26 protein-coding genes are annotated in these 25647 nt (G+C 51.6%); all 26 read right to left on the minus strand.

Annotated features, from left to right (window positions below):
* On the minus strand, positions 1-862 hold an 862-nt coding region (glyQ, locus tag A4E54_RS03360), incomplete at its 3' end, for a glycine--tRNA ligase subunit alpha (protein WP_286724379.1).
* A 175-nt stretch (positions 863-1037) separates the two neighbouring features.
* Positions 1038-1469, minus strand: coding sequence for a DUF4342 domain-containing protein (locus tag A4E54_RS03365; RefSeq protein WP_240082294.1), 432 nt, complete (start codon positions 1467-1469; stop codon positions 1038-1040).
* Positions 1470-1741: 272 nt separating this feature from the next.
* Complete coding sequence (gene recO / locus A4E54_RS03370) at positions 1742-2512, minus strand: DNA repair protein RecO (protein WP_240082293.1); 771 nt, start codon at positions 2510-2512, stop codon at positions 1742-1744.
* Between the two features lie 169 nt (positions 2513-2681).
* Positions 2682-3587 carry a GTPase Era gene (gene era / locus A4E54_RS03375; protein ID WP_240082292.1) on the minus strand — a complete coding sequence of 302 codons (906 nt, stop codon included), beginning with the start codon at positions 3585-3587 and terminating at the stop codon, positions 2682-2684.
* Positions 3571-3867 carry a hypothetical protein gene (locus tag A4E54_RS03380; protein ID WP_240082291.1) on the minus strand — a complete coding sequence of 99 codons (297 nt, stop codon included), beginning with the start codon at positions 3865-3867 and terminating at the stop codon, positions 3571-3573. The genes era and A4E54_RS03380 overlap by 17 nt, the downstream gene beginning before the upstream one ends.
* Positions 3864-4373: a cytidine deaminase gene (cdd, locus tag A4E54_RS03385; protein ID WP_240082290.1), complete on the minus strand. Its 510-nt coding sequence runs from the start codon at positions 4371-4373 to the stop codon at positions 3864-3866. The genes A4E54_RS03380 and cdd overlap by 4 nt, the downstream gene beginning before the upstream one ends.
* A 22-nt stretch (positions 4374-4395) precedes the next feature.
* Positions 4396-4752 (minus strand): diacylglycerol kinase, encoded by a 357-nt coding sequence (locus tag A4E54_RS03390; protein ID WP_286724384.1) that lies wholly within the window; start codon positions 4750-4752, stop codon positions 4396-4398.
* 57 nt (positions 4753-4809) lie between these two features.
* Positions 4810-5271 carry an rRNA maturation RNase YbeY gene (gene ybeY, locus A4E54_RS03395; protein ID WP_240082288.1) on the minus strand — a complete coding sequence of 154 codons (462 nt, stop codon included), beginning with the start codon at positions 5269-5271 and terminating at the stop codon, positions 4810-4812.
* Positions 5225-7453, minus strand: coding sequence for an HD family phosphohydrolase (locus A4E54_RS03400; protein ID WP_240082287.1), 2229 nt, complete (start codon positions 7451-7453; stop codon positions 5225-5227). The genes ybeY and A4E54_RS03400 overlap by 47 nt, the downstream gene beginning before the upstream one ends.
* Positions 7437-8393 (minus strand): PhoH family protein, encoded by a 957-nt coding sequence (locus tag A4E54_RS03405; protein WP_240082286.1) that lies wholly within the window; start codon positions 8391-8393, stop codon positions 7437-7439. Before A4E54_RS03405 ends, A4E54_RS03400 begins: the two co-directional genes overlap by 17 nt.
* Before the next feature lie 13 nt (positions 8394-8406).
* The gene (gene yqfD, locus A4E54_RS03410; protein ID WP_240082285.1) at positions 8407-9651 is read right to left on the minus strand and encodes a sporulation protein YqfD; all 1245 of its coding nucleotides are present in this window, start codon (positions 9649-9651) and stop codon (positions 8407-8409) included.
* Positions 9652-9665: 14 nt separating this feature from the next.
* Positions 9666-9947 (minus strand): sporulation protein YqfC, encoded by a 282-nt coding sequence (yqfC, locus tag A4E54_RS03415; RefSeq protein ID WP_240082284.1) that lies wholly within the window; start codon positions 9945-9947, stop codon positions 9666-9668.
* Between the two features lie 266 nt (positions 9948-10213).
* Entirely contained in the window at positions 10214-10390 is a 177-nt protein-coding gene (rpsU, locus tag A4E54_RS03420) for a 30S ribosomal protein S21 (RefSeq protein WP_240082283.1), read from the minus strand.
* Positions 10391-10560: 170 nt separating this feature from the next.
* On the minus strand, positions 10561-10905 hold the full coding sequence (locus A4E54_RS03425; protein ID WP_240082282.1) for a histidine triad nucleotide-binding protein: 345 nt from the start codon (positions 10903-10905) through the stop codon (positions 10561-10563).
* Positions 10906-10997: 92 nt separating this feature from the next.
* Positions 10998-12308 carry a tRNA (N(6)-L-threonylcarbamoyladenosine(37)-C(2))-methylthiotransferase MtaB gene (gene mtaB / locus A4E54_RS03430; RefSeq protein ID WP_240082281.1) on the minus strand — a complete coding sequence of 437 codons (1311 nt, stop codon included), beginning with the start codon at positions 12306-12308 and terminating at the stop codon, positions 10998-11000.
* 4 nt (positions 12309-12312) lie between these two features.
* Positions 12313-13062 carry a 16S rRNA (uracil(1498)-N(3))-methyltransferase gene (locus A4E54_RS03435; RefSeq protein WP_312038055.1) on the minus strand — a complete coding sequence of 250 codons (750 nt, stop codon included), beginning with the start codon at positions 13060-13062 and terminating at the stop codon, positions 12313-12315.
* 1 nt (position 13063) lies between these two features.
* Positions 13064-13987 (minus strand): 50S ribosomal protein L11 methyltransferase, encoded by a 924-nt coding sequence (prmA, locus tag A4E54_RS03440; protein ID WP_240082280.1) that lies wholly within the window; start codon positions 13985-13987, stop codon positions 13064-13066.
* Between the two features lie 21 nt (positions 13988-14008).
* A complete protein-coding gene (gene dnaJ / locus A4E54_RS03445; RefSeq protein ID WP_240082279.1) occupies positions 14009-15130 on the minus strand; it encodes a molecular chaperone DnaJ in 1122 nt (373 codons plus the stop codon).
* Between the two features lie 109 nt (positions 15131-15239).
* A complete protein-coding gene (dnaK, locus tag A4E54_RS03450; protein WP_286724393.1) occupies positions 15240-17090 on the minus strand; it encodes a molecular chaperone DnaK in 1851 nt (616 codons plus the stop codon).
* A 59-nt stretch (positions 17091-17149) separates the two neighbouring features.
* Positions 17150-17761 (minus strand): nucleotide exchange factor GrpE, encoded by a 612-nt coding sequence (gene grpE / locus A4E54_RS03455; RefSeq protein ID WP_240082277.1) that lies wholly within the window; start codon positions 17759-17761, stop codon positions 17150-17152.
* Positions 17762-17831: 70 nt separating this feature from the next.
* On the minus strand, positions 17832-19403 hold the full coding sequence (locus tag A4E54_RS03460; RefSeq protein ID WP_240082276.1) for a TCP-1/cpn60 chaperonin family protein: 1572 nt from the start codon (positions 19401-19403) through the stop codon (positions 17832-17834).
* A 13-nt stretch (positions 19404-19416) separates the two neighbouring features.
* A complete protein-coding gene (hrcA, locus tag A4E54_RS03465) occupies positions 19417-20457 on the minus strand; it encodes a heat-inducible transcriptional repressor HrcA (RefSeq protein ID WP_286724396.1) in 1041 nt (346 codons plus the stop codon).
* Between the two features lie 124 nt (positions 20458-20581).
* A complete protein-coding gene (hemW, locus tag A4E54_RS03470) occupies positions 20582-21730 on the minus strand; it encodes a radical SAM family heme chaperone HemW (RefSeq protein ID WP_286724398.1) in 1149 nt (382 codons plus the stop codon).
* 110 nt (positions 21731-21840) lie between these two features.
* Entirely contained in the window at positions 21841-23646 is a 1806-nt protein-coding gene (gene lepA, locus A4E54_RS03475; protein WP_286724411.1) for a translation elongation factor 4, read from the minus strand.
* 237 nt (positions 23647-23883) lie between these two features.
* Positions 23884-24834 (minus strand): ABC transporter substrate-binding protein, encoded by a 951-nt coding sequence (locus A4E54_RS03480; RefSeq protein WP_240082273.1) that lies wholly within the window; start codon positions 24832-24834, stop codon positions 23884-23886.
* Positions 24835-24848: 14 nt separating this feature from the next.
* The gene (locus A4E54_RS03485; protein WP_286724401.1) at positions 24849-25643 is read right to left on the minus strand and encodes an ABC transporter ATP-binding protein; all 795 of its coding nucleotides are present in this window, start codon (positions 25641-25643) and stop codon (positions 24849-24851) included.
* Between the last annotated feature and the right edge of the window lie 4 nt (positions 25644-25647).

Here is a 25647-nt window from a genome sequence, read left to right on the forward strand (position 1 = left end):
TCAGCAGCGGATAGCCCATCGCTTCCCGCTGTTCCACGTAAGCCTGGGCGCAGGCGCGGGCCAGATTTCTCACCCTGGCGACAAAACCGGTGCGTTCAGTCACGCTGATCGCGCCGCGCGCATCCAGTAAATTAAATGTATGCGAACATTTCAACACTTGATCGTAAGCAGGAAGCACAAAACCTTTTTCGATCACTCTTAAAGCTTCTTGCTCATACATATCAAACAGCTTAAACAACATGGACGTGTCGGCCAGTTCAAAATTGTAATGGGAATGTTCCACTTCTCCCTGGTGATGAACGTCACGGTAACTGATCCCGTCAACCCAGGTGATCTCAAACACGCTGTCCACTCCCTGGATAAACGTGGCCAGCCGCTCCAGACCATAGGTAATTTCCGCGCAGACCGGGCGGCAGTCGATGCCGCCGCACTGCTGAAAATAGGTAAACTGGGTGATCTCCATCCCATCCAGCCACACTTCCCAGCCCAACCCCCACGCGCCCAGAGTTGGCGACTCCCAGTTGTCTTCCACAAAGCGTATATCATGCTCCTCCGGATCGATGCCGATAGCTTGGAGGCTGGCCAGATACAATTCCTGCACGTCATCCGGGGATGGCTTCAAAATAACCTGATACTGGTAATAATGCTGCAGCCGGTTCGGGTTTTCACCGTAACGCCCGTCAGTCGGCCTGCGGGAAGGCTCCACATAGGCGACCCGCCACGGCTCCGGCCCCAGCGCTCTCAAAAACGTCGCCGGGTTCATGGTGCCCGCTCCCTTTTCCACATCGTAGGGTTGCAAAATAATACAGTTCTGATTGGACCAGTATTGGTTCAGGGTGATAATTAACTCCTGGAAATTCATACCATGCCTCCTCGATCAATATTTAACAAAAGTAAAACCCCCGGCCTCAGGCATTTCACCAGAGACGGGAGTCATTTTACGCGCTTCCTGTCAGACCGGCCGTCATTGACTCTTTTATTCACTCATATTTTTGTTACAATTTATCAAATTTTTGTGTTAAAGTCAATGCCCGGCGCTAAATATCGTTTCCCCCGGAGCCGCTTTTTACCTCAACTCCATCGGATTCCCCGGCACGCTCTATATCCAGTGAATATTTATTAGCCATCCCCGCTACTGAAGCCAACACCCCCAGAATGGCTATTTCACTGCTGGCCATGGCGCCCAACAGCCCCAGCGCCCCCAGTGAGGCCGGTATTTCAACCACTGTCCGCTCACCTTGCTTAACCTTAATCCGGTATCCACGATTTTTATTAAACAGCCCTTTGATCTGTCCCAGGACCTCGCTTCCTTTCTCATGGAAGGAACCGCCCGCAGTATGTTCTTTCTCCTCAAGATTTATCAGGGCCTGCAAAACGTCGCCGTCCGCCGCGTCCAGGGCGGCTTTGGCCTCTTTATAACTTACACCCAATCTGGTTCTTAAGATATCGATTTTTTCAAGCTCACCCATTTTAATCCCCCTTTTTTAGACTAGTATTAAGTCTGCTTAATATGACAGCGTGGTGCTTACCTTGAGGGCGATTTTGAGCCTTATTCAAAGTGAGCCCTCGGAATAGCGAGGGAACTGTTTGAGCGAGTGAAGCGAGCGAGTTTGACCGAGCCCGAGGGCGAAGGAGCTCGTACAATATTAAGGGCGAACATAAGCCCGTAGGTAAGTACCACGTCTATATTACCCAAGCAGACTTATCCTTTTTCCTTTATTTACTCCCACAGCGATAAATTTTATACATGAACATGATTGGCACCGGCCCGCTCCTGATGAAACCGGTCAAAAAACGCGGCTGATTTTAAGTCCCGCTCCAGATGATACCGTATATACGCATGGAGCAAACTCCTGATCTGGCTCCTGACTGAACCCTCTATTTTAAGTCGGCTCAATTTAGCCGGGTGCCACCTTAAGAGCAGCTTGAGGGTCTCCAGCATGCCCCTGTTAAAAGACATTGCAGCCGGGTCCGCCGGCCTGCAAGTTTCGCACAGCACTCCGCCTATCGCCGGGCTGAATGCCGGACGCCCTGCCACAGGTCCCTGACAGTTGGCGCACTGCTCCAGCACAGGGCGGTAACCCAGCAAAGACACCGCCTTAATTTCAAAAGACCGCGTCAGCAGTTCGGCATCCCCCGCATCCAAAAGTTTCATAGTGGTAAGGAGAAGCTCAAAAAGCGGCGTGTTCGGCTCCCCTTCCGGAGTTATGACATCCACCAGTTCAGCCAGGTAGCTGACTCTTACTATTTTTACTAAGTCGTCCCTGAGAGAAGAAAACATTTCGATAGCTTCGCCCTGGCTGATTGAATCAAGCTCGCGGCCCCGGCTCACCAAAAACCTGGAATGAGAGAAAAGCTGCGTGGCGCCGCGTTTGCGGCTTGCCGGTTTGGAGACGCCGTGCGCCATTACTTTTATTTTACCCTGTTCCCTGGAATATAAAATCAATAGTTTGTCCGCATTGCCGCAGTCCCTGGCCCGCAGGACGACAGCCTCAATCTTGTAAAGTTTCATCAGTAAGACCCCAAATTCAAGTATTCAGAATTCAGGAGTCAGAGTTCTTTTAGGAGTCAAAATTCAGGAGTCAGTATTCAAAATATAAATTAAAGAAAGAAATCGTCTGTCTCTTGTCTCCTGACTCTTGTCTCCTGACTTCTGTCTCTTGTCTTCTGACTCCTGATTCCTATGTTTCATAGTATCCCAGGTTTTTAAGCTGCGCCTCTTTATTTCTCCAGTCCGGCCTCGTCTTTACCCGGATTTGGAGAAAAACTTTTAGACCAAGCAGCTTTTCCATATCCGCGCGGGCAAGGCTGCCGATTTTTTTCAGCATCTGGCCTCCCTTGCCGATCAGGATCCCTTTCTGCGTTTCTCTCTCTGTGTATATCACCGCCCGGACCGCCATGACATTGTTGGGTCGCTCCTGCATCTCCTCGATTACCACGGCTACCGCATGAGGCACTTCCTGTTCCGTGTGGCTCAAAACCTTTTCTCTGATCAGTTCGGCTAGGATAAACTCCTCGGGCCTGTCGGTAACCATCTCGTCGGGGTAATACTTTGGCCCGGCCGGCAGGTAGCTTGTCGTCACCTCAAGCAATCGTCCGGTGTTCTCCCCGGATAACGCCGACACAGGGATAATCTCAGAAAATTTGTATAGCCGGGCATATCTTTCGATCAGAGGCAGCAATTCTTTCCGTTTGACCAGGTCAATTTTATTAATCACCAGCGCCACCGGGGTCGATAAATCCGCAAACTGCCGGATCAGGTAATTGTCGCCGGGACCTGGCTGCCGGTTCGCCTCTACCAGAAAGAGAACAAGATCAACCTCATTTAATGTATTCAGAGCGACTTGCACCAGGTGCTCACCCAGCTTATGTTTCGGCTTGTGAATACCCGGAGTGTCCAAAAAAATAACTTGGCATTCTTCGCGGGTGAGCACGCCAAGAATCCTGTTCCTGGTCGTCTGAACCTTTTCGGACATAATGGTTACTTTCCGCCCGATCAGCCTGTTTAACAAAGTGGATTTTCCCACGTTGGTCCTGCCTACCAGCGCCGCGAACCCTGATCTGAAATTGTCATTTTCTTCTACCAAAACTATCACCTTTAACTTCTTCAGGATTATTGAGCTTCCTATTGCGGTAGTATAATATTATATCCGCCATAATCATAACACCATTTATAACATATAGATATATGACAAGATCATAGCTAAAGATTAACTTATGGATGATGCCAAAAAAATAACCGGTGAATATAATCCATAAAAAGAGAATACTTTTCCCGGCAGTTTGTCTTGATACGTAAGACTTGTAAATAGACGCCGGCCACGCCGCTCCGAAACAAACCAGCATGAGAACCTCAAAAATACTCACTTAATTTCCTCCATACCGGTTGCCGCATGTTGCCGGATCACCGGCTCAAATATGTTCAGGCCGGTCTTCTTGCCGGCAGAAGGTTCTTTATCCCGTCCGGCGCATCCCGCCGCGCGGCTTGTTAACGCAAAGGCCGCGGGTAACAGTTCGGCGGCGGTTTGCATCCGGAAATCACCCTTGCCGTTTGCCATAAAAACTTTCATCGCCGGGTTAAACTCCATTAGCACCTGGCGGCAAGCGCCGCACGGCGCGCAGTATTCATCAGTGCCGGCGGTAACGGCGATGGCCTCAAAATGCCGCTCACCGTTTGAAACAGCCTTGAACAAAGCCACCCGTTCCGCGCAGCAAGACAAGCCGTAAGACGCGTTCTCGACATTGCAGCCGGTATAATAACGGCCTTCCACGGTCAGTATGGCGGCGCCCACCTTGAAATGCGAATAAGGAGCATATGCTCTTTCCCGCGCCGCACTGGCGGCCTTAATCAGTTTTTCAACCGGAAAATCCATGAAATTGCACTCCTTCTCATGGTTACTGAGCCAGGCGGGGATAGAGCACCAAATACGCTACCGCGATCGAGTTCAAGGCGGCAACCAGCACCGCGCCGGCAGCCACATTTTTGGCAACGCGGGCAAGAGGGTGGTAAGTTTGCACGTAAAGGTCGACAACCGCTTCAACCGCGGTGTTAAACATTTCGGCCATGATTACCAGGGTAATTGAGAATATCAAAAAAAGCAGATCATGGGCTTCTATTTTCAGATATAACGCCAGCCCAAGCACCAACAGCGCGGCCGCAAAGTGTATCCGCATATTGCGTTGGGTAAACAACGCGTGCCGCAACCCCGCGGCAGCATAAGTAAAACTTTTTAAAAAATTTTGCACATCCATCGGCATCACCACATAACCATTGTTCCCTGAGCCGCTCATGGCCGGTAAAGGGCTAAATTATCTGGCGGCATTTAATTTCAGGAGTATTTCCTCCTCTTTTTTACGCATGGCCTGTCTGTCTTCTTCTTTCAAATGGTCATATCCCAGCAGGTGCAACACACCATGTATCGCCAGGTAAGCAACTTCCCGCCGGATGCCGTGTCCGTATTCTTCCGCCTGCCGCACGGCAGCCTGGAGGGAAATGACCACATCGCCCAGCAGCACTTCAGCATCCCACTCCTCCTGGAAAGACTCCCCTTCAAGCATGGAAAAAGACAGCACATCTGTGGGACTGTCTATCTCACGGTACTGTAAATTCAAGTCGCGTATATAGCTGTCGTTTACAAATACAAGGCTTACCTCGGCTTCTTCACCGTATCCTTCACCCCTCAGGACTTCCTCTATTACCGGGATTAAAAAATCAATTAGCTCGCTATCCAGCGCCACCTCTTCCTGCAGGTTGCTTACGAAAACTGACACGCTTTTTTCTCCTTTCAATTTCCTGTGACAGATCCGGGTATTCCACCCGGGAGTGAAAGATTCCCGACAGCACGCGGACAAATGAAGTCGCTATGATATCCAGATCTTTAAAAGTCAGGTCACACTCGTCAAGCTGGCCGTCGTTCAGCTTATCCTTGACGAATTTTCTCACCAGACCCTCAACGCGGGCCGGGGTACGGTTCTGCAGCGAGCGAACCGCCGCCTCTACCGAGTCTGCGAGCATCACAATGGCGGCTTCCCTGGTTTGTGGTTTGGGACCCTCGTAACGGAACTCTTCTTCGGTGACACTTTCGGTGCGGTCGTTTTCCAGAGCTTTGTGGTAAAAATAACTAACCATACTGTCGCCATGATGCTGCTCAATAATATCGACAATCCCCTGAGGCAGCTTATGCTCCCTGGCCATCTCCACACCGTCTTTTACGTGGGAGGTGAGAATCAGGGTGCTTAACGAAGGGCCGATTTTATCGTGCGGGTTTTCACAATCCATTTGGTTTTCTATGAAAAAATACGGCCTTTTGATCTTGCCGATATCATGGTAATAAGCACCCACACGGACCAGCAGCGAGTCGCCGCCCACCGCGTCGGCGGCCGCCTCCGCCAGGTTCCCCACAATAATGCTGTGGTGGTAAGTGCCCGGCGCTTCGGTTAACAACCTTTTTAACAATATGTTGTTAGGGTGTGAGAATTCCAAAAGTCTGACCGGCGAAGTGATCCGAAACGTGCCCTCCAGAAAAGGCAGAGCCCCATTCGTCAACACGGACGACAAAATGCCGTTGGCTATCCCGAGAGCCAGGCAGGACGAAATCAAAAGGCCAAAATGAATATTATTGGCCAGGCCAACCGTAAAAATAGCCACTACGTTGGCAACACTGATGTAAATCCCGGCCCGGACGAGATCTCCCCGCTGGCTCAATTTCGATACGCTGTATACTCCCGTGATGCCGCCGATTATCCCCACCAGCCCGAAACGGAGCTGGTTATCCGTCATCGTTCCCAGCATCAGACTGAGCACGGCTACCATTAGCGCAGCCAGCCGGGAGTCCAGCAGAATGGCAATCAACATCCCCGCCGTGGCCAGGGGAACCATGTAGCCGAACTGGGCGCTGAACTCCGGCCATCGGCTGACGTTAATGGCAATAATAGCTTTGCCAACCCCCAGAACAACTAAAACAATTATACCCAGTAGATACAAGTGCCCGGGATGCTCGTAAATCTCCCTGTTCTGCTGATAAAGATAAACCAGCACAACCACCGTGAGCAGGACGACCAGCAGCAATACACCCAGGACTGAAGACAGATGCAGCTTGGGGCGGGTAATACCCAGCGCCTGCAGCTTGGCAAGGTGTTCCTCAGTTAGTATTTCCCCTTCCCCGATTATCTTTTCCCCTTCCTTAATTGAAACCATGACGGGGGAAACGGAGGCCATAGCCTCCTCCTGCTTTTGTCTGGTTTTATCAGACTGAATAAAACCGTTGGGACGAAGATAGTAATCAACAGCACCTTTGGCAAATTGTTCATAAACCTTGGAAAAGCGCATGCCGACAATTTTATTGTTTATGGATTTCTTATTTTCTTCCAGAACGTCCTGGGTAATTCCGTCTCCATCATTCATCGCCTCTGCCACCAGGTTATTTATTCCGGATTCAACCTGCATAGTGTCCTTGGCGGTGGCATGCGCCAGGTCGTTAAGCTCAGCGTCTTGCATGACAAAAGGAAAAATCGAACGGAGCATGGCCACCTTTCCGGCCACGTCCAAACTGGTATCGCTTTGCACGTCAGACAGCTTTTTTGCCAGATCGGAAATATCTTTTTGCACAGCGACACTGACCTGAGGGTCAATCGTATATACATTGCCGGCTTTTTCCGCAGCCTGGCGGCGCTCCATGGCGGTCTTGTTTTTGTCTTCAAAGACGATGCTTTTTTCAGCTTTTACAGTCGTGGGAGATACCTGCCCCACGATCATGCTGGATTTTTCATTGATAAAGTCAGAAGATATGATTACAGTAGTCAGAAATAAAAACAAAATCGCCGCACTGCCCCGCCGTACCTTGCGTTGCTTGGCCAACAGGGACAGGACGGCCGCGACTTTACCTTTTACCGCGCTGATTGGAAGCACGATTTCACCCCCCTTTCCGGTTACCGCCCTATTGCTCTTTTTCATATGCCCTGATAATCTCTTCAACCAGAGGGTGCCGCACAATGTCATCGCCAGTGAGGGCATGGATACCCAATCCCTCAATATCCTTCAAAACTTTAACAGCGTTGACCAGGCCGGAAACCTGTCCTTTCGGCAGGTCAATCTGAGTGATATCCCCGGTAATTACCGCCTTCGAACCAAAGCCCAGCCGGGTCAGAAACATTTTCATCTGTTCCGGAGTGGTGTTCTGCGCTTCATCCAGGATAATAAACGAGTCCTCCAGCGTCCTGCCCCGCATGTAGGCCAGGGGAGCAATTTCGATTATATGACGTTCAAGATACTTTTGGGTGTTCTCCACTCCCAGAATATCGTAGAGACTATCGTAAAACGGCCTTAGATACGGGTCAACCTTATCTTGCAGATCGCCGGGCAAAAACCCCAGTTTCTCACCCGCTTCCACCGCCGGACGGGTCAAAACAAGGCGCCCGACGTTTTTATTGCGCAGTGCCTTGATCGCCATCACCACCGCCAGATAGGTTTTGCCCGTCCCGGCCGGGCCGATGGCAAAAACGACATCGTTATTTTTTATGGCTTCAACGTATTTTTGCTGACCGATAGTCTTAGGTTTAATCTGCTTACCCCGGGCGGAAATCATGGTAACATCTTTAGCTATACTATCCAGAGCGTTTTTCAAGCCGCCTTGCGCCGACTTAATCGCGTAGCCGACTTCCTGGGCGGTTATGTGGTTGCCCGCTTGATAAAAATTGTTTAGCTGATCCAGGATCTCCCTTGCCTGCTCCACCTTTTCCTTTTCACCGGTTATTGTCAGAGCATGGCCCCGCGCCACAACGTGAACTCCCAAGATCCTTTCAATCTGTACCAGGTGCTCATCGTGCTTTCCGAATATTTCTGCCGCGGCGCCAATATCATCCAGTTCTGCCCTGGCTTCAAATTTATCTGTCAATACCCGGCCTCCTTTAAGGTTTAAATAGTTTTTCCTTGCCGATATCCTCAACCGTTTCTAAAACGGCCTTTACCCGGACGACATTTTCATCGCGACCGGCGCTGACATCCTCCAGCCACCGTCCTTGAACAATAGCATCCCGGGGCAATTGCTTCATTACTGCTTCCAGGGCCGCCTCCTCAGCGGCTTTACAAGTGTCCTCCCGGCTGCGTTCATCGCAATAGGCGGCCAACTCCAGGTATTTTACTGTTACTAGTTCGACGGGCGGGTCAAGATTCCTCCATTGGGGAAGCTTTTTCACAGATGTCACTACCTCGTAGTGCTCAAAGGGTATGTTTTCGCTGTCTAACAAAATTTTTTCCTGCGAATTATATTTTAAACTGACCCGCTTTTTCGATCTTCCGGTAAACCGGTAACCTGTTTCAATAACCTGCGCCTCCCCGTAACCCTCATACCAGACTCTGGCTCGCACAATACCCCTGGCATGAACATAATAAGCCGGCCGGATCGCTTTAGGCTCTTCTTTCTTATTGCCCTCACCTTGCTTGGCAGAGTCATCCAATAGGGGGGGTATTTCACCGGAAATAAGCACCTGGCCCGGTGCAACCGTATCTCCTTCCTTAATCAGCGGGTTGCCGTTTAAAACCAGCACTTCTTTAATCATCCCCGCTTTTGCCGCCACGATGTGGGACGGTCTCCGATCCTCCTCCTCAGGCACAATCCGCTCAGCCACTTCAATTGTCACTTTTGTGCCCTTGATATATACGCCTGTCCACGCCACAAGCGGGAGTCGTTCGAGAATCCTGGCTTCCACCTGCTCGGGTTCTATTTTCCACTTCGGCTTTCCTCTGGATAAGCCGGAATCGGCGGCGGCGCCAAGCACTTCCGCGGCAGTAAGCCGCTCGTTGCCCCTGACTTCTATGAACCACACGAAAGAAGAAAGAAAATAAAGTGTTCCCAGGAAGAAAACAAATCCCAGCGCCAGCGCTTTTCTACGCCGTATCCTGACAATACTAAAAGGCAGTCCTTTTCTGGATTCAATGCTGTAGCGGCAGCCGGTGCGCCTGGCGATATGCCGCAGCGGTTTCACGGCATGCAGCCGTACCTTGAGCAAGAAAGCGTTTTCCCCTGTTCTGGAAATATCCCAAAGGTAAATTCCCCTGCTGGCAGCCATATTAATAAATCTTTCAGGAGCCTTACCGGTGACTATTATTACTACATAACCGATGAAATATGACATTAGTTTAAAAAACATCATGGTCTTAACCCCCGTTAATCAAAACTCAAAGAACGGATTTTCCCTTCTATATGCAACTCGTCCGGCAGCAAATTACGCAGTATCAGATTCTCCCCTTTTATTGCCACCTCACCTTCACCGGTGGCTATCCGGACAGTATTCGCAGTATATTCGATTATCCCATGATGATTTTCGATTTGCAGCTGAACATTACCGAATAGAACAATTTTAGGCAAATCCAGCATCACGTCACCGGGTAATTCAAGGAATTCCGAGAACTGCCTTTTTAATTTCTTTCTCAAATCACGCCAAGCCAAAAAAATCCCCTCCTGCAAGATTTTATGCAAATAGAGGGGAATAGATTACTATTAAATGGAAAACAAACCAATCAAAAACATTAAGTATTCAGGAGTCAGGCGTCAGCATTCAGAATATTTTAAAACATCAAGCCTTTCTCTTATTACTCTTACTCTGATTCCTGTTTCCTGATTCCTGTTTTCTGTCTCCTTTTTTCTGACTCCTGACTCCTGAAGCAAAAACGCCCGGCACAATAGCCGGGCGTCTTGTTATCGGTTTATATTTATTAGTGAAATCTCCTTTTTCTCGCCGCTTCAGATTTCTTTTTTCTTTTAACGCTAGGTTTCTCATAATGTTCATGTTTTCTTGCTTCGGCCAATACACCGGCTTTCTGGCACGACCGTTTGAAGCGCCGGAGGGCGCTGTCAAGTGTTTCATTTTTACCAACCTTTACTTCAGCCACTATACTCTCCCTCCCTCCGCAATAACCATGGAGCCATAAACTCTATCTATATATGAAGATCTTACTATACGCGAAAACACTTTCTCATTATACAGCAGGGCATGTTGGCAGTCAACCAGTGATTTAAGCAGTGATTTAGGCATGTCCTAACGGGATTTTAGGGGCGTGTTTTAACCGGGAGGCCATGTTAGCGGTCTTCCTGCCAGGAGGTGATAGTGGATATGCATCACAAGCTGTTCCGCGTCACGGCCGCAGTTGCTGACCAGTCTAAAACCACGGTCGGCAAGCCCCAACTCACGGACAATACGTCCCGCCGCCAGCTGAATCCGGCCCATTATCTCAGCGTCTTCTTCTTTTAAATCAAAGAAGGTGGGAATGTGCTTTTTCGGAATTAACAACAGGTGGGCAGGCGCCTCTGGCTTAAGATCCTTAAATGCCATGACAAAGTCGTCTTCATACACAACTTCTGCAGGTATCTCCTTGTTAATAATTTTACAAAAAATGCAATCCTGCACTTAACCACCTCCTCCCTGGAGAGAAATGACATAAAAAAAGACATATAACATTATTATTATTCAACACCAAGAAAATAAATCCTGCTTAGCGCTCAAACAATCCTGCCTTTTATGGCGGCACCCCGGACTTCTTCAGCCTTTACTTTCACTATCGACCCAATCAGTTCCCTGCTCCCGGGAAAAAGCGCCCGCACGTAATTATCCGTGAGACCTTCATACAACCCGGCTTCTTCCTGATACTGCCGCTCAACCAGCACTTCCAGCACCTGTCCCAGCAATGAGGCAGCAAAGCCGGCCGCCATCTGGCCGCCCAGTCCGATTAGCTTGCGGCTGCGCGCTTCTTTAACCGCCGGTTCAATCTGGCCGGTAAAACCGGCCGCAGGCGTACCCGGGCGGGGCGAATATTTAAAAACATGCAATTTGCTAAACGAACTTTTCTTCAATAGCCGGTAAGTATTGTTATAACATTCATCTGTCTCTCCCGGGAATCCGGCCATCACATCAGTGGTCAGACCCAAACCGGGAATATTCTCCCGCAAAACATTCACCAGGCGGGTATATTCCCCGGCCGTGTAGCGCCTGCCCATTCTCCGCAGCACCTGATCATCGCCGCTTTGCAGCGGAATATGTAAATGCCGGCAAAAAACAGGGGAGCCGGCCAGAATTTCCACCAACTCCGGGGTAATATCATTTGGTTCTAGCGAACTCAGGCGCACTCTTGACAAACCCGGTATCAATACCAGCCTGTTCAACAGTCCGGCCAGGGTGACACCGTCCGCCAGGTCCTCACCGTAAGAGCCGGTGTGAATACCTGTAAGTACGATTTCCTTATATCCCGCAGCTGTCAGCTCGCGGGCCATTTCCAATATTCTTTCCGGGCGCCTGCTGCGCAGCGACCCTCTGGCATACGGAACAATACAATATGTGCAAAAATTATTGCAGCCGTCCTGAATCTTTAAGTAGGCGCGGGTTCTTTCCTGAAGAGGCAGCGCCGGAATCTCTTCAAACTCACCATCGTTTTCTAAACTGCTGACCGCATTTACAGGCATAAGACCCTTCTCCGCGGTTTCCACCAGTTCCACCAATTTTGTCCTGTCCTTCGTGCCTACCACCAGATCCACACCAGGTATCGCCAGGACCTCCTCCGGGGAAACCTGGGCGTAACAACCGGTGACGGCAATCAACGCGCCGGGATTGGTCCTGGCGGCGCGGCGGATCAATTGCCTGGACTTGCGGTCACCCAGATGTGTTACCGTACAAGTATTGATTATGTAAATATCAGCTTCTTCCTCAAATTCCACCAGGCGGTAGCCCCGATCACGGAAAGTCCCCGCCAGCACGGCTGACTCGTACTGGTTGACCTTACAGCCCAAGGTGGTTATGGCCACCCGTTCACCCTTCACTTAATCATCCCCCAAGATCGCCCCACTGGTAAAGAATCATCGTCAAAACAGCCAGACCCGCGGTTTCAGTGCGCAAGATCCGCGGCCCCAAAGTTACCGGGCGGACACCATGCAGCCGTGCGCGCTCCACCTCCCCGGCAGAAAAACCTCCTTCCGGACCGATAAAAACGTATATCTCCACCGGCGGCTTGCCGTACTGCAAAAAACCCTTCAACGACTCCGCTTTTTCCTCTTCCCACGGCATCAACGCCACAGCTTCCGCCGGCAAGGCGCCCAGCACCTGTTCCCAGCTTTTAGGCCCGCTGATTTCCGGGATATCCGGACGCCGGCATTGTTTAGCCGCTTCAAGGGCTATTCTCCGCCAGCGCTCCCACCGTTTAAGCTGTTTGTCCCCTTCCAGCTTAACCACCACCCGCTCGCTCAACAGAGGAATCAATCCATTCAATCCCAACTCGGTGCCTTTCTGAATGATTAAATCCATCTTGTCACTTTTGGGGATACCCTGCACCAAAGTAACCTTCGGCAAGTCTGGGGGCGCCGCGGCGAACTCCTTTTCAATCGTACAGGAAACATCTTTCTTGTCGACCTGTTCCAACACCGCCAAATACGATTTACCCTTCCCGTCAGACAAAACAATTCTACCACCGGCACCTAAACGAAGCACCTTGGCGATGTGGACCGCATCGGTTCCGCTTAAGACAACCCGGCCTTCTCTTATTTGATTTGGCGCCACGAAAAAATGGGACAGCTTCATCCTAACATTTCTCTCCCACAAAGGCCACCCAATGACCCTCACCCAACTGGTCGCGGACAGCCAGTCCGTACGCTTCCATGGCGGCGTGCACCTCTGCAGCGCGGCCGCGGATGATTCCCGAGGCGATCAATACGCCGCCCGGAACCAGCGCCCTTGAAGCGTACGGGGCTAAACTAATGATCACATCGGCGATAATATTCGACACGATCAGGTCGGCCTGACCTTCCACCAAGTCCAGCAGGTTGCCTTGAACAACACGGACTATTCCAGCGACCTGATTCCTGGCAACGTTTTCCAAAGCCACCCGGCAGGCTGTTTCATCCAGATCCGTGGCCGTCACCCGGCCGGCGCCCAGCTTGGCGGCGGCCACCGCCAGAATACCGGAACCGGTGCCCACGTCGTAAACCGTGGCGCCGCTGCGGACATGCCTCTCCAATAAACGCAGGCATAACAAAGTAGTGCTGTGCGTGCCGCAGCCGAATGCCATGCCTGGCTCCATTTCTATAACCAGATCGCCTTCTTTACGGTTCCACTCTTCCCAGCAAGGTTTGACCACCAGCCGTTGGCCCGCCCGCACCGGTTTATAGTAAGCGCGCCAGGCATTGGCCCAGTCTTCGTCGGCGACCCGGCGGGTGCTTACTTCCGGCGCCGGACTTAGCGCCAGCCGCTCTAAAGCCTGGCGGAAATCACAAAGCCTGCGGTCCAAATCCTGATCCGCCGGGAAATAAGACTTGACCAGCGGCCAACTGTGCCCGGACACTGTTCCGGGAATACCCCACTCATCAGGGTGGGTTTCCGCGGCATACCTGAGGATAACAGCAGGATCTTCAATAACCACGCCGCCGCTTTTCAACTCTTCGAATAATCCGGCCACCGCTTCAACCGTGCCGGGCAAAGTGCGAACAGTAATTTCCAGCCAGTCCACGCATTTATCTCCCTTGTTATTTTACCCCATAAAAGCATCTTTCATTTTTTCAAAAAAACTTTTATCGCCTGAAGCGTGCCGGCGCTCGCTGTCGATGCTGTTGAATTCTTTTAACAATTCCTTCTGCCTGTCATTGAGCTTGGTGGGAGTAATCACTTTAACTCGCACGTGCTGATCTCCCTGGCCATAACCGTTGATATGGGGGATACCTTTGCCTTTAATACGAAAAACAGTGCCTGATTGAGTGCCTTCAGGAATTTTTAACTTGGCTTTGCCGTTCAGAGTCGGGACATCTAACTCGTCACCCAGCGCCGCCTGGGCGAATGAAACCGGTATTTCACAAATCAAGTCATCGCCTTCGCGCTTAAAAACACGGTGCGGCTTGACGTGAATATATACATAGAGATCACCAGGCGGGCCGCCCCGCGAACCGGCTTCGCCCTCGCCCGCCAGGCGGAGGCGGGAACCGCTGTCCACTCCGGGCGGCACGTTGATCTTGATGCTGCGCGTCTTGCGCACCTGGCCGGTGCCCCGGCAGGTGGGACAGGGTTTGTCGATAATCTTGCCGGCGCCGCCGCAGCGGTCGCAAGTGCGCGACTGAACAACACGCCCGAAGGGAGTGTTCTGAGAATACTGCACTTGGCCCGCGCCGCCGCATGTCGGGCAGGTCTGGGGCTTGCTGCCCGCCGCCGCCCTGCTGCCGCCGCAGGTGCTGCAGGTTTCCACGCGCGGCACCTTTATCTCGCGCTCCATACCGAAAGCGGCGTCTTTTAAGCTAATTTCCATATCCGTCCGGATGTCGGAACCTCTTTCCGGGCCGGTGCGCCTGCGTCCGCCGCCACCAAAAAAAATATCAAAGATATCGCCAAAACCGCCTAAATCTCCAAAACCCCCGCCAAAGCCGCCAAAGCCCTGACCGTTGGCATCAGCGTGGCCAAAGTGATCGTAACCAGCCCTTTTATCAGGATCACACAAAACGACATAAGCTTCGTTGATCTCTTTAAACTTGGCCTCCGCGTTCTGGTCACCCGGATTTGCGTCCGGGTGATACTGGCGCGCAAGTTTACGGTAAGCTTTTTTTATCTCGTCAGTGGTCGCATCTTTGGATACGCCAAGTACCTCATAGTAGTCACGCTTAGCCATCTATCCACCACCTTAATATACTAAAACAAAGGAAAGGGGAACCGAAATTCCCCTCAAAAGGTTTCCTTAACTTATATATTATAATATAAAAATTATATTGGCTATTTTTTTATTTATCTTCCTTTACTTCAAAATCCGCGTCCACCACATTATCTTTATCGCCCTGGCCGCCGCCACCGGCGTAGCCGGCGCCGGCGCCGGCATTACCGGCTTGTGCCTGATCCTGACCGGTATTTTGGTACATAGAAGCAGTCAGTTCATAAAGCGGTCCGGTGATAGCTTCCAGTTTCGCTTTAATGGATGCTATGTCGCCGCCCTTCATGGCTTCTTTTAATTCGTCAGTGGCCTTCTGCAATTTTTCAACGGCGGCCGCGTCGGCCTTATCCTTGAAGTCCTTAATAGTTTTTTCAGCCTGGTAGACCATACTGTCGGCCTGGTTGCGGGTCTCCACTTCTTCTTTGCGTTTGGTGTCTTCCTCGGCGTATTTTTCGGCGTTCTTCACCATTTGATCAATTTCTTTATCGTTCAGGTTAGTGGAGGCGGTTATGGTCATACTCTGTTCCTTGCCTGTCCCCATATCCTTGGCGGACACGTTGACAATACCGTTGACGTCAATATCGAATTTTACCTCGATTTGCGGCACACCCCTGGGCGCGGGCGGAATACCGGTGAGGGTGAAACGGCCCAGCGTCTTGTTGTCCCCCGCCATCTGGCGCTCGCCTTGGAGTACATGTATCTCAACCGAAGTCTGGCCGTCCGCCGCAGTGGAAAAGATCTGGCTCTTGGCGGTGGGGATGGTCGTGTTGCGGTCGATCAGCCTGGTAAATACCCCGCCTAATGTCTCAATACCGAGGGAAAGCGGCGTCACATCCAGCAGCAGCACATCCTTAACCTCTCCCCCCAGGACTCCTCCCTGAATAGCGGCACCCAACGAAACACACTCGTCCGGGTTAATCCCTTTATGCGGCTCCTTGCCCAAATACTTGCGTATGGCTTCCTGCACCGCGGGTATTCTGGTTGAACCGCCCACCAATAGGATCTTGTCGATGTCCTTGGGCTGCAACCCGGCGTCGGACATGGCCTGGCGGGTAGGGCTCATCGTCTTCTCGATCAAATCGGCGGTCAATTCTTCAAATTTAGCCCTGGTTAAATTTACGTCCAAGTGTTTGGGCCCGCCGGCGTCGGCGGTGATAAAAGGCAGATTGATATTGGTGGTGGCAACGCCGGACAGTTCGATTTTAGCCTTTTCGGCTGCTTCATTCAAACGCTGCATAGCCATCTTATCGTTGCGCAGGTCTATTCCGGTTTCTTTTTTAAACTCGTCCGCCAGAAAATCAATAACCCGCTCGTCAAAATCATCGCCGCCCAGGCGGTTGTTGCCGCTGGTCGCCTTAACTTCAAACACGCCGTCGCCCAGTTCCAGAATGGAAACGTCAAAAGTGCCGCCGCCCAAGTCAAACACCAGCACCGTCTGCTCTTCTCCCTTATCCAAACCATAAGCGAGCGCGGCGGCTGTAGGTTCGTTGATAATCCTGAGCACTTCCAGGCCGGCGATCTTGCCCGCGTCCTTGGTCGCCTGGCGCTGGGAGTCACTGAAATAAGCCGGCACCGTGATGACAGCCTGATCGACTTTACTCCCCAGGTAAGCTTCGGCGTCTGATTTCATTTTTTGCAGAATCATCGCCGATATTTCTTGCGGGGTATAGTTTTTACCGTCAATCTTTACTTTGTAGTCGGTCCCCATGTGCCGTTTTATTGAACTAACAGTACGTTCCGGGTTGCTGACAGCCTGGCGTTTGGCCACCTGCCCCACCAGTCTTTCACCGTTTTTTGAGAATCCGACCACGGAAGGAGTTGTTCTGGCCCCTTCGGCGTTGGGTATTACTACCGCTTCCCCACCTTCCATAACAGCCACACAGGAGTTGGTGGTACCCAGGTCAATACCTATTATCCTAGACATATCAATTATTAACCTCCTGATAATTTTATCTTTATTATTAAAGTCCCATGCTAAATTTATTAAGATGATTTGGCAACTTTGACCATAGCCGGCCGGATTACCTTTTCTTTTAAATAATAACCGCGTTGAAATTCCTCAATTACCGTATTGTCCGGGTGTTCATCGGATTCTGCCTGCAGCACCGCCTCGTGCTTTGCCGGATCGAACTGCTCACCAACAGCTGGAATAGCCGCCAGCCCTTCGGCTTGCAGAACATCCTGCAGCTGCCGGTAAATCATTTCCACTCCGGCTTTATAACTCTCAATGGATTGACCTTCCGCCGCCAGAGCCCTGCCGAAATTGTCCAGCACCGGCAGCAACGCCACGATCAGCTGCTCGGAGGCATATTTAAAGAATTCTTCTTTCTCCTGGCGGGTTCTCCGCCTGTAGTTCTCATAGTCGGCCTGCACCCTGGCCAGGCGGTTGTAATAATCATCGGCGCGCGTCTTTTGCTCTTCCAATTGCGACCGTAAAGAGGCTAACTCACCATCCCCGTTTTTCTCCTCAATTGTGCCCGCGTCCTCCGCTACCGGGCCGTCGTCTGTTCCATTTTGCTTCGTTTCACCAGGTTCCACTTCCGGCTGATTTATTTTTACTTCCAGGTTCTCTTTAAATTCTTCTTCATGACTCACCTTACCCACACCTCGCAAAAAAGTATTCTCATTCTCCCATTCTGTCTTTTGACTACTGACTACTGCATAATCATTGATTAACGATGTCTTTATCGTGCATATCTTTTTCTTCCCGTTTTTTAATGATCGTGTCTATTCTCAAGATGGCTTCGGCCACTTCACCGGCCGCTTTCAGGGCATAGATTTTCACATTGGCCGGATCAACAACGCCCAGTTCATCCATATCGGCAACTTGCCCGCTGTCACAGTCAACCGCAAGGGAATGCTTGCCTGTTTCCACCTGGGCGGCAATGACGTCGCCCAGCTTCTCCAGCGGGTTGAATCCGGCGTTGGCCACAATTTGCGCCATGGGCCGCTTCAAGGCTTCAACCACGCAATCCACCCCGTATGCAGCCATTCCCCTGATCCCTTCTCTTACCTTCTCCACCTCGCGCGCCACCGCCAGTTCCATGGCCCCCCCGCCGGGGACCACACCCCCCTTGATAGCGGACTGGACGGAAGAAGCGGCGTCCTTGGCGATGCGCTCCCTTTCGCCGACCACCTCCGACGTGGCCGCGCCCACCAGCACGGTTGCCATGGGCTTTCCTTTGCCGCCCATTACCCATACCTGTTCCAGCTTTTCATCGCTGTACACCCTATCGGCGTAACCCAGGCATTTTTCCAGCTCATCAACCGCCTTTTTCAGGCCGGTGCGCTTGATCATTCTCGCGCCCGTCAGTTCCGACGCCTTGCGCAGTTCCTTGTTGGACACCCGCTGGACAACCATTATGCCATTGTCCGTGAGAATCTCTTCAGCCGCGTCGTCCACTCCGCGATCGACCAGAACCAGGCCAACTTGCAGGCCGGCTATTTTATTAATGTTATCTTTAAATTCAGCTTGTAGTTGCAGGTAACGGCTAAATCCCGCTTCGGTCCCTAAAGCCTCGTCTTCAATTTCCTCCGGCTCAAGGGCATCGTCAATCACCAGCACTTTTACCCGTTCCAGTTCCTTGGGCATCTGGCGGTTCATCCGCTCCTTGTTGATAATAACGCCCATAAAAACTTGATTTTCCGCCCCTTCTTCGGCAATAATAGTATCGGAAAATTTAAACGTGGGATCATCCCTGAGTTTGTCCTCACCTACCAACACCGCCGCCCGCACCACCAGATCGGCGATATCCCCATGCTCTCGTCCGGCCACCAGCGCCACCTGCCGGACCGCCGGGTCGCTTAGTCCTTCAACCGGGCGGGCTTGCTCAGACATTGCTTCAAGAGCTCTTTTCAAGCCGACACGCAATCCTTCAATTACCCGCGCCACGGGCACCCCTTTGGCAACCTGCTCAAAGCCGGCGCTGACCAGCGCTCCCGCCATCACCGTGGCCGTGGTGGTGCCGTCCCCGATCTCCTCCTGCTGCGCCTTGGCTATGTTAATCAGCATCCGCGCAGCGGGGTGATTGGCTTCCATCATTGTTAGTATCGTCACGCCATCGTTTGTTATTACCACATCTCCAAATTTATCAACCAGCATGGTGTCCAGCCCCTTGGGCCCCAGGGTGCCTTCCACCGCTGACGCGATGGCCCGGATGGCATTGGAGTTGGTCATCAGGGCGGCCAGCTTTTCATCTACCTCAGAACCGGAAATTGCTTCCTTCTTTAAGCTCAAACAGGGTTCCCCCTCACTTTCGCACGCCCTGGATCATCCGCTCCAGAGTCCGGGAAAGGTATTTTGTCAAATAATCAACGACACTTACCACTTTGGCGTATTCCATCCTGGTGGGTCCCAGCACTCCAAGAGAACCCATCTTGCGGCCACGCACAGTGTAAGGGGCGGAAATCATGCTGCATTCTCTCATATCCCACTGGTCGATTTCCCCGCCGATCCGCACAGTCACACCCTCATCCTCGCCCCCGCCTTCCAGGATATCGCAAAGAAGTTTCTCTTGTTCCATGATGCTCAGCATGGTCTTAATCTTTTCCACGTTGTGGAATTCAGGCTGATTTAACATATTAAATACCCCGCCGAGGTATATTTTATCCTCGAATTCAAGCGTCAGGCTATCTTGGATTAATTCCATGACTATGTCCAGAACATTTTTATGCCTGGCGAGTTCGGAATAAATTTCTTTGATTAGATTCAATTTAATGCTTTTCATGGTAAGACCTTGAAGCTTGTCGTTCAGCACCCTGGATATCGTTTCCATGTCCAAAGCGGTGATGCTCTCCGGTATCTCGATCATCCTGTGCTGCACAGCGCCGTTATCCATAACGGCGATTACCATGGCCCGGGACTGATGCATATATACAATCTGGACATGTTTCAGACTGCTGATGCCAATGCGCGGCGTCAGCACCATCGCGGTATAATGAGTCAATTGGGAGAGAAGCAGGCCTGTTTTATGAATCACCTGCCCGACATCTCTCACCTTGGCTCTATATTCCCGCCTGATTAACTCTTCTTCTTCCTTCGATAATTCCTGCTTTCTCATTAAAAAGTCAACATAATAACGGTAGCCGAGTTCCGACGGAATACGGCCGGCCGAGGTGTAAGGCTGTTCGATAAACCCCTGATCCTCCAGGTCTGCCATTTCATTGCGTATTGTAGCCGGGCTTACCCCCAGCTTGTATTTTTTGGCGATGGTCCGGGAACCGACTGGCTCAGCGGTGGCAATGTAGTCGTGAACGATAGCTAACAGTACCTTTTGCTTACGGTCTTCCATTACTTTGCCGGACCTCCTTCTTGTTAGCACTCTACGTTATTGAGTGCTAAAAACCTCTAAATAAAAAATAGCACTACTATAACGAATTGTCAAGGGAATTGGTGAAAAGTATGCAAATATTTTACTAATAATGGCTGCATACAAATTCTTTAAAAACTTCATTGCCGAGCGGCAGGCCTTTTGCTGTGAGGCGCAAGTATCCGTCCGCGAGTTCAATCAGCCCGGCTTCCCGCAAAGAAGCTATTTCCACCCGGTAGATGTCCTCCGCCCGCCGGCCGAAACGGTGGTAAAAAGCTTCCAGGTGAACTCCCTTGAGCAGCCGCAAGCCCAGAAACATGGTCTCGGCCATCTCATGCCGGACGATTGCGGCATCTCTTGCTGCCACCGGCAATTTCCCCTGGGCAAGACTGCCGGCGTAGCCCTTTATAGTGGAATCATTGGCGAAACGTTCACCCCGCAGGTAAGAATGCGCGGCCGGCCCGATGCCCAGGTAAGACTGATTAAGCCAATAATTCAGATTGTGAACCGACTCCCGGCCTGACCGGGCAAAATTGGAAATCTCATAATGAACATAGTCCCGCCCGGTCAAATAATCAATTGCCGTCTGATACATGAACAGTTCCAGCTCTTCAGAACAAGGCTCAAGCCCGCCGCTGGACACCGCCTGTTCCAGAGGTGTTCCCGCCTCCAGTTGAAGCCCATAGGCCGCTATGTGCTCCGGACCTAGAGCAGTAGCCTGGTCCAGTGATTCCAACCAGTCTTCTCCGGTTTGCCCCGGAATTCCGTAGATCAGGTCCAGATTCAGGTTTTCAAACCCGGCCTCCCTGGCCGCGCGGACAGCCCCGGCGGCTTCGGCGGCGGTATGGACACGCCCCAGCACCGCCAATATGTTATCCTGAAAAGCCTGCACCCCCAGGCTGAGCCTGTTCACCCCACCCTTCCGCAGCAGCGCCAGGGACCTGCGGCCAACCGTTCCCGGATTAGCCTCCACAGTTATCTCACACCCCGGCGGCAAGTGGAAATTTTTATTTACCTTTTCCAACACGGAAAGCAATTTTTCAACCGGCAGGCAGGTAGGTGTCCCGCCGCCGATAAAAACACTGGTGAGTATTTTATCATGTTCCGGTAAAATACCGCCATACATTTCTATCTCCTTAAACAAAGAATCCAGGTAGATTCCGGCTGCCCCTTTCGTATAAGGATAAGAAATAAAATCGCAATAACGGCACTTTCTAACACAAAACGGAACATGGATATATAAACCAAGGGTCATTGTCCGGACACCTCTAGTCGTTCAGAAGTCAGAATTCAGGAGTCAGAATTCAGAATAATTCGGGACAGTAAACCATTTTTTTATTCTGAATCCTGGCTCCTAACTCCTGACTACTTTTCAATGCTTAAGACCGCCATAAAGGCCTCCTGCGGTATTTCGACATTGCCAACCTGCTTCATCCGCTTTTTGCCTTCTTTTTGTTTCTCCAGCAGCTTGCGTTTGCGGGTGATGTCTCCGCCGTAGCACTTGGCCAGCACATTCTTACGCACCGCTTTCACTGTTTCCCGGGCGATAATACGGTTGCCGATGGTGGCTTGAATCGGGACTTCAAAGAGGTGGCGCGGAATCAGCCCCCGCAGTTTTTCCACCAGCTGACGGCCCCGGTAATAAGCCTTATCATCGTGAATGATTACAGAAAGAGCGTCAAGCACTTCACCGGCAATCATGATATCCAGCTTAACCAGGTTTGATTCCTTATACCCGGACAACTCGTAATCAAGCGAGGCGTAGCCCCTTGTCCGCGACTTGAGTTGATCGAAGAAATCAAAAATAATCTCACTGAGCGGCAGGTTATAAGTCAAAATGACCCGGCCGGCGCTCATATATTCCATGTCGGCGAAAGTGCCGCGCCGCTCCTGGCACAATTCCATCACCGCGCCTACATAATCTTTCGGACACATGATGAGCGCCCTGACAAAAGGTTCCTCAATTATTTCCACTTTGCCGGCCGGCGGCATTTTGCTGGGGTTGTCGATTTCCATTACTTCCCCGGCAGTGGTGGTAACCCGGTAAACGACGTTCGGTGCGGTGGTAATCAAGTTCAGGCCGTACTCGCGCTCAAGCCGCTCCTGGATAATCTCCATGTGCAACAGGCCCAGAAAGCCGCAGCGAAAGCCGAAACCCAACGCCTCGGAAGTCTCCGGTTCATATAGCAAGGAAGCATCGTTTAGCTTGAGCTTTTCCAGCGCGTCTTTCAGATCGTCATATTGTATGTTGTCCACGGGGTATAAGCCACAGTAAACCATCGGGGTGACCTTGCGGTAGCCGGGCAGCGGCACCGCAGCCGGGCGCCGGGCGTCCGTAACCGTGTCCCCTACCCGGCAGTCCTTGACGTTTTTTATGCCGGCAGCGATAAAACCCACCTCGCCGGTGCGCAGTTCACCGACAGAGAGGAGAGTGGGGCGGAATATTCCCGTTTCACTCACCTCAAACTCCCTGCCGGTAGCCATCATCTTAATCTGCATACCCTTAGTTACTATGCCCTCCATGACGCGAATATAGGCGATAACTCCCTTATAGGGATCGTAGTGGGAATCGAAAACCAGCGCCTTTAAGGAAGCCCCGGTCTGACCACCGGGCGGGGGTATTTTAGCCACAATTTGTTCAAGAATATCCCTAACACCGGTCCCGCTTTTAGCGGAAGCCAATATGCAGTCCGAAGCATCCAGACCGATCACATCTTCGATTTCCTGCTTCACTCTTTCCGGGTCCGCGCCGGGCAGGTCAATTTTATTAATGACAGGGATTATTTCCAGGTTGTGATCCATGGCCAGGTAAACATTGGCCAGCGTCTGGGCTTCGATTCCCTGGGCCGCGTCCACCACCAGCAGCGCGCCTTCACAGGCGGCCAGACTGCGGGACACCTCGTAGGAGAAGTCCACGTGGCCGGGGGTGTCAATCAGATTCAACTGGTATTCCCGGCCGTCCCCGGCCAGGTAATTCAAGCGCACGGCCTGCATCTTGATGGTAATGCCCCGCTCCCGCTCCAGGTCCATCTGGTCCAGCACCTGGTTGGTCATCTCCCGCTCGCTCAAGGCGCCGGTATATTCCAGCAGCCTGTCCGCCAAGGTGGACTTGCCGTGGTCAATATGAGCAATTATGCAGAAATTACGGATTCTATCTTTTTCCCACTCTATCAAAAAACTTCACTCCTTATTTCAAGCACAACTATATTATTATATCACCGGCGGAAATGGGCGGCAATTACCAAGGACTTCCCCCATTGAGGAAGTCCTTTATTTATATTAATTATTCATTATTAATTAACTCAATAATGTTATGTCAAATACGTGGCACTATTTAACAGACCGGCCCTGTTTTCTACGCCGATCTTTTGCAATATGTTCCGATTTGGTAATATTCAGTATTCAGATTTATATATTTTTAAAGCAATCCGGATACAGGATCCGTCCGAGCGCGGTAATGCCGTCCAATAACCGCATGGTGGGGCGTGATACCACCGCTTCGTCTACCAGGTAAACCTGATGTTCCCGGACGGCCTTGATGACCTGGTAACCGGGCCGCAGGTATATTTCTTCCTCCCTGACCTTGTTCATTTCACCTTTTTGCGCAATGTACACGTCAATATCCCGGGCACTGGCGAGAAGCCGTTCCTGACCATAGGAGGCTATGGTGCTGCCCTGTTTAACCGCGGGCGCGTCCGCCGCCACGTTGACGGCGCCGGCCTTTTCCAGGACAAAAGCGGCATTGGAATCCGGCGTGCAGGTGGTTATGTCCTTGGTCGTCTCAAAGAACACTTTTTTTCGCTCCTGCCAGGGTACCCCGGCCACTAATTCCTCAACCGTCTTTAGGCGGCTGTTGAATTCGGCTGCCAGCCCAGCGGCTTCTTGCTCCTTACCGGTCAGCCGACCCAGTTTTTGCAGGTACAGAAGAAATTGATCAATGTTCTCCGGGTACAGAACCGCGACGGGAATACCGGCCATCTCCAATTTTGCTATAAAATCCGGGTAATTGTTGGCTATGAAAGTCCTGGCAAGCACCAAGTCCGGCCCGGCCGCTATGATCTTTTCAGCGTCTTCCCGGAAGCTGTAGGAGGGTTTTGCCAGGGCGGCCGGCGGGTAGGTCTCGCTGTCGGACACCCCGATAATCTCTTCGTCCAGCCCGAGGGAAAAGAGATTCTCCGTATGCGCGGCGTAAAGCGAGATGATCCTCCGGGCCGGTTCCTCCAACCTGACCTCCTTGCCCAGGTCGTCCACCACCACCAGGTTGTCGGGCGCCGGAGCAGTCCGGGTTTGGCCGCATCCGGCCAATGCGGCACTCAGGGTAATGATAAAAAAAATAAACATCATTCCGGATCTCTTCATTCATCTTTCTCCTTTCATCCCGAATCGGGCAGCAAAGTTAAATGATACCTGCCGGTAACCGGATGTTTGTCTATCTCCACTTGCACATTAAAAATCTGCTTGATCACTTTTTCGTTAAAAACAAGGTCTCCGGGACCTTCGCAAGCTACCTGCCCTTTTTCCATGTATATAAAATAATCGCAGAACATCCCGGCAAGGTTCAAATCGTGCAGCGCGGCAATGACCGTCACGCCTTGCCTCGTGTTCAACCTTTTAATCAGTTTAAGCAAATCTATCTTGTGGGAAATGTCCAGATTTGACGTAGCCTCATCCAAAAACAGCACTTGCGGCGTCTGGGCCAGGGCGCGGGCCAGAATCACCCGCTGGCGCTCCCCGCCGCTCAGGCTGGTAACGGCCTTTTCGGCATAGTCCAAAACCCCGCAATGTTCCATACAGCTGTAAACAATCCCCAGGTCTTCGTCAGTAAGCCTGCCCAGCCGGCCCAGGTGGGGTTTGCGCCCCATCATGACAACTTCCAGCACGGTAAAGGGAAAGTTGATGGAGCAGTCCTGGGGCACAACGGCGAAACTGCGGGCAATATGCCGGCGGCGGTAAAACCGCAGCTCCCTGCCCTGCCAAAAGACACGTCCGGCGGAAGGCTTCAGCACCCCGCACATAACGTTGATCAGGGTGGTCTTGCCGCTGCCGTTGGGCCCGAGCACGCCGTAAAAGCCCCCTTCCCGGATGTCCAGGCTGACTGTCTGCAGGGCGGGGTGCTTTCCGTAACACAAAGTCAAGTTGTCGGTCTTGATCAGCACCGTTTTTTCCAAAGTG

Source organism: Pelotomaculum sp. PtaB.Bin117, assembly GCF_002067195.1.
In the GTDB taxonomy this organism is placed as follows: Bacteria; Bacillota; Desulfotomaculia; order Desulfotomaculales; family Pelotomaculaceae; genus Pelotomaculum_D; species Pelotomaculum_D terephthalicicum.

Excerpts from the sequence above, each read along its gene's own strand:
- dnaK (WP_286724393.1), bottom strand. The coding sequence starts at position 17,090 with ATGTCTAGGATAATAGGTATTGACCTGGGTACCACCAACTCCTGTGTG.
- dnaJ (WP_240082279.1), bottom strand. The coding sequence starts at position 15,130 with ATGGCTAAGCGTGACTACTATGAGGTACTTGGCGTATCCAAAGATGCG.
- hrcA (WP_286724396.1), bottom strand. The coding sequence starts at position 20,457 with ATGGAAGACCGTAAGCAAAAGGTACTGTTAGCTATCGTTCACGACTAC.
- A4E54_RS03390 (WP_286724384.1), bottom strand. The coding sequence starts at position 4,752 with ATGGATGTGCAAAATTTTTTAAAAAGTTTTACTTATGCTGCCGCGGGG.
- A4E54_RS03435 (WP_312038055.1), bottom strand. The coding sequence starts at position 13,062 with ATGAAGCTGTCCCATTTTTTCGTGGCGCCAAATCAAATAAGAGAAGGC.
- A4E54_RS03480 (WP_240082273.1), bottom strand. The coding sequence starts at position 24,834 with ATGAAGAGATCCGGAATGATGTTTATTTTTTTTATCATTACCCTGAGT.
- cdd (WP_240082290.1), bottom strand. The coding sequence starts at position 4,373 with ATGGATTTTCCGGTTGAAAAACTGATTAAGGCCGCCAGTGCGGCGCGG.
- recO (WP_240082293.1), bottom strand. The coding sequence starts at position 2,512 with ATGAAACTTTACAAGATTGAGGCTGTCGTCCTGCGGGCCAGGGACTGC.
- hemW (WP_286724398.1), bottom strand. The coding sequence starts at position 21,730 with ATGACCCTTGGTTTATATATCCATGTTCCGTTTTGTGTTAGAAAGTGC.
- yqfD (WP_240082285.1), bottom strand. The coding sequence starts at position 9,651 with ATGATGTTTTTTAAACTAATGTCATATTTCATCGGTTATGTAGTAATA.
- A4E54_RS03400 (WP_240082287.1), bottom strand. The coding sequence starts at position 7,453 with ATGAAAAAGAGCAATAGGGCGGTAACCGGAAAGGGGGGTGAAATCGTG.
- A4E54_RS03365 (WP_240082294.1), bottom strand. The coding sequence starts at position 1,469 with ATGGGTGAGCTTGAAAAAATCGATATCTTAAGAACCAGATTGGGTGTA.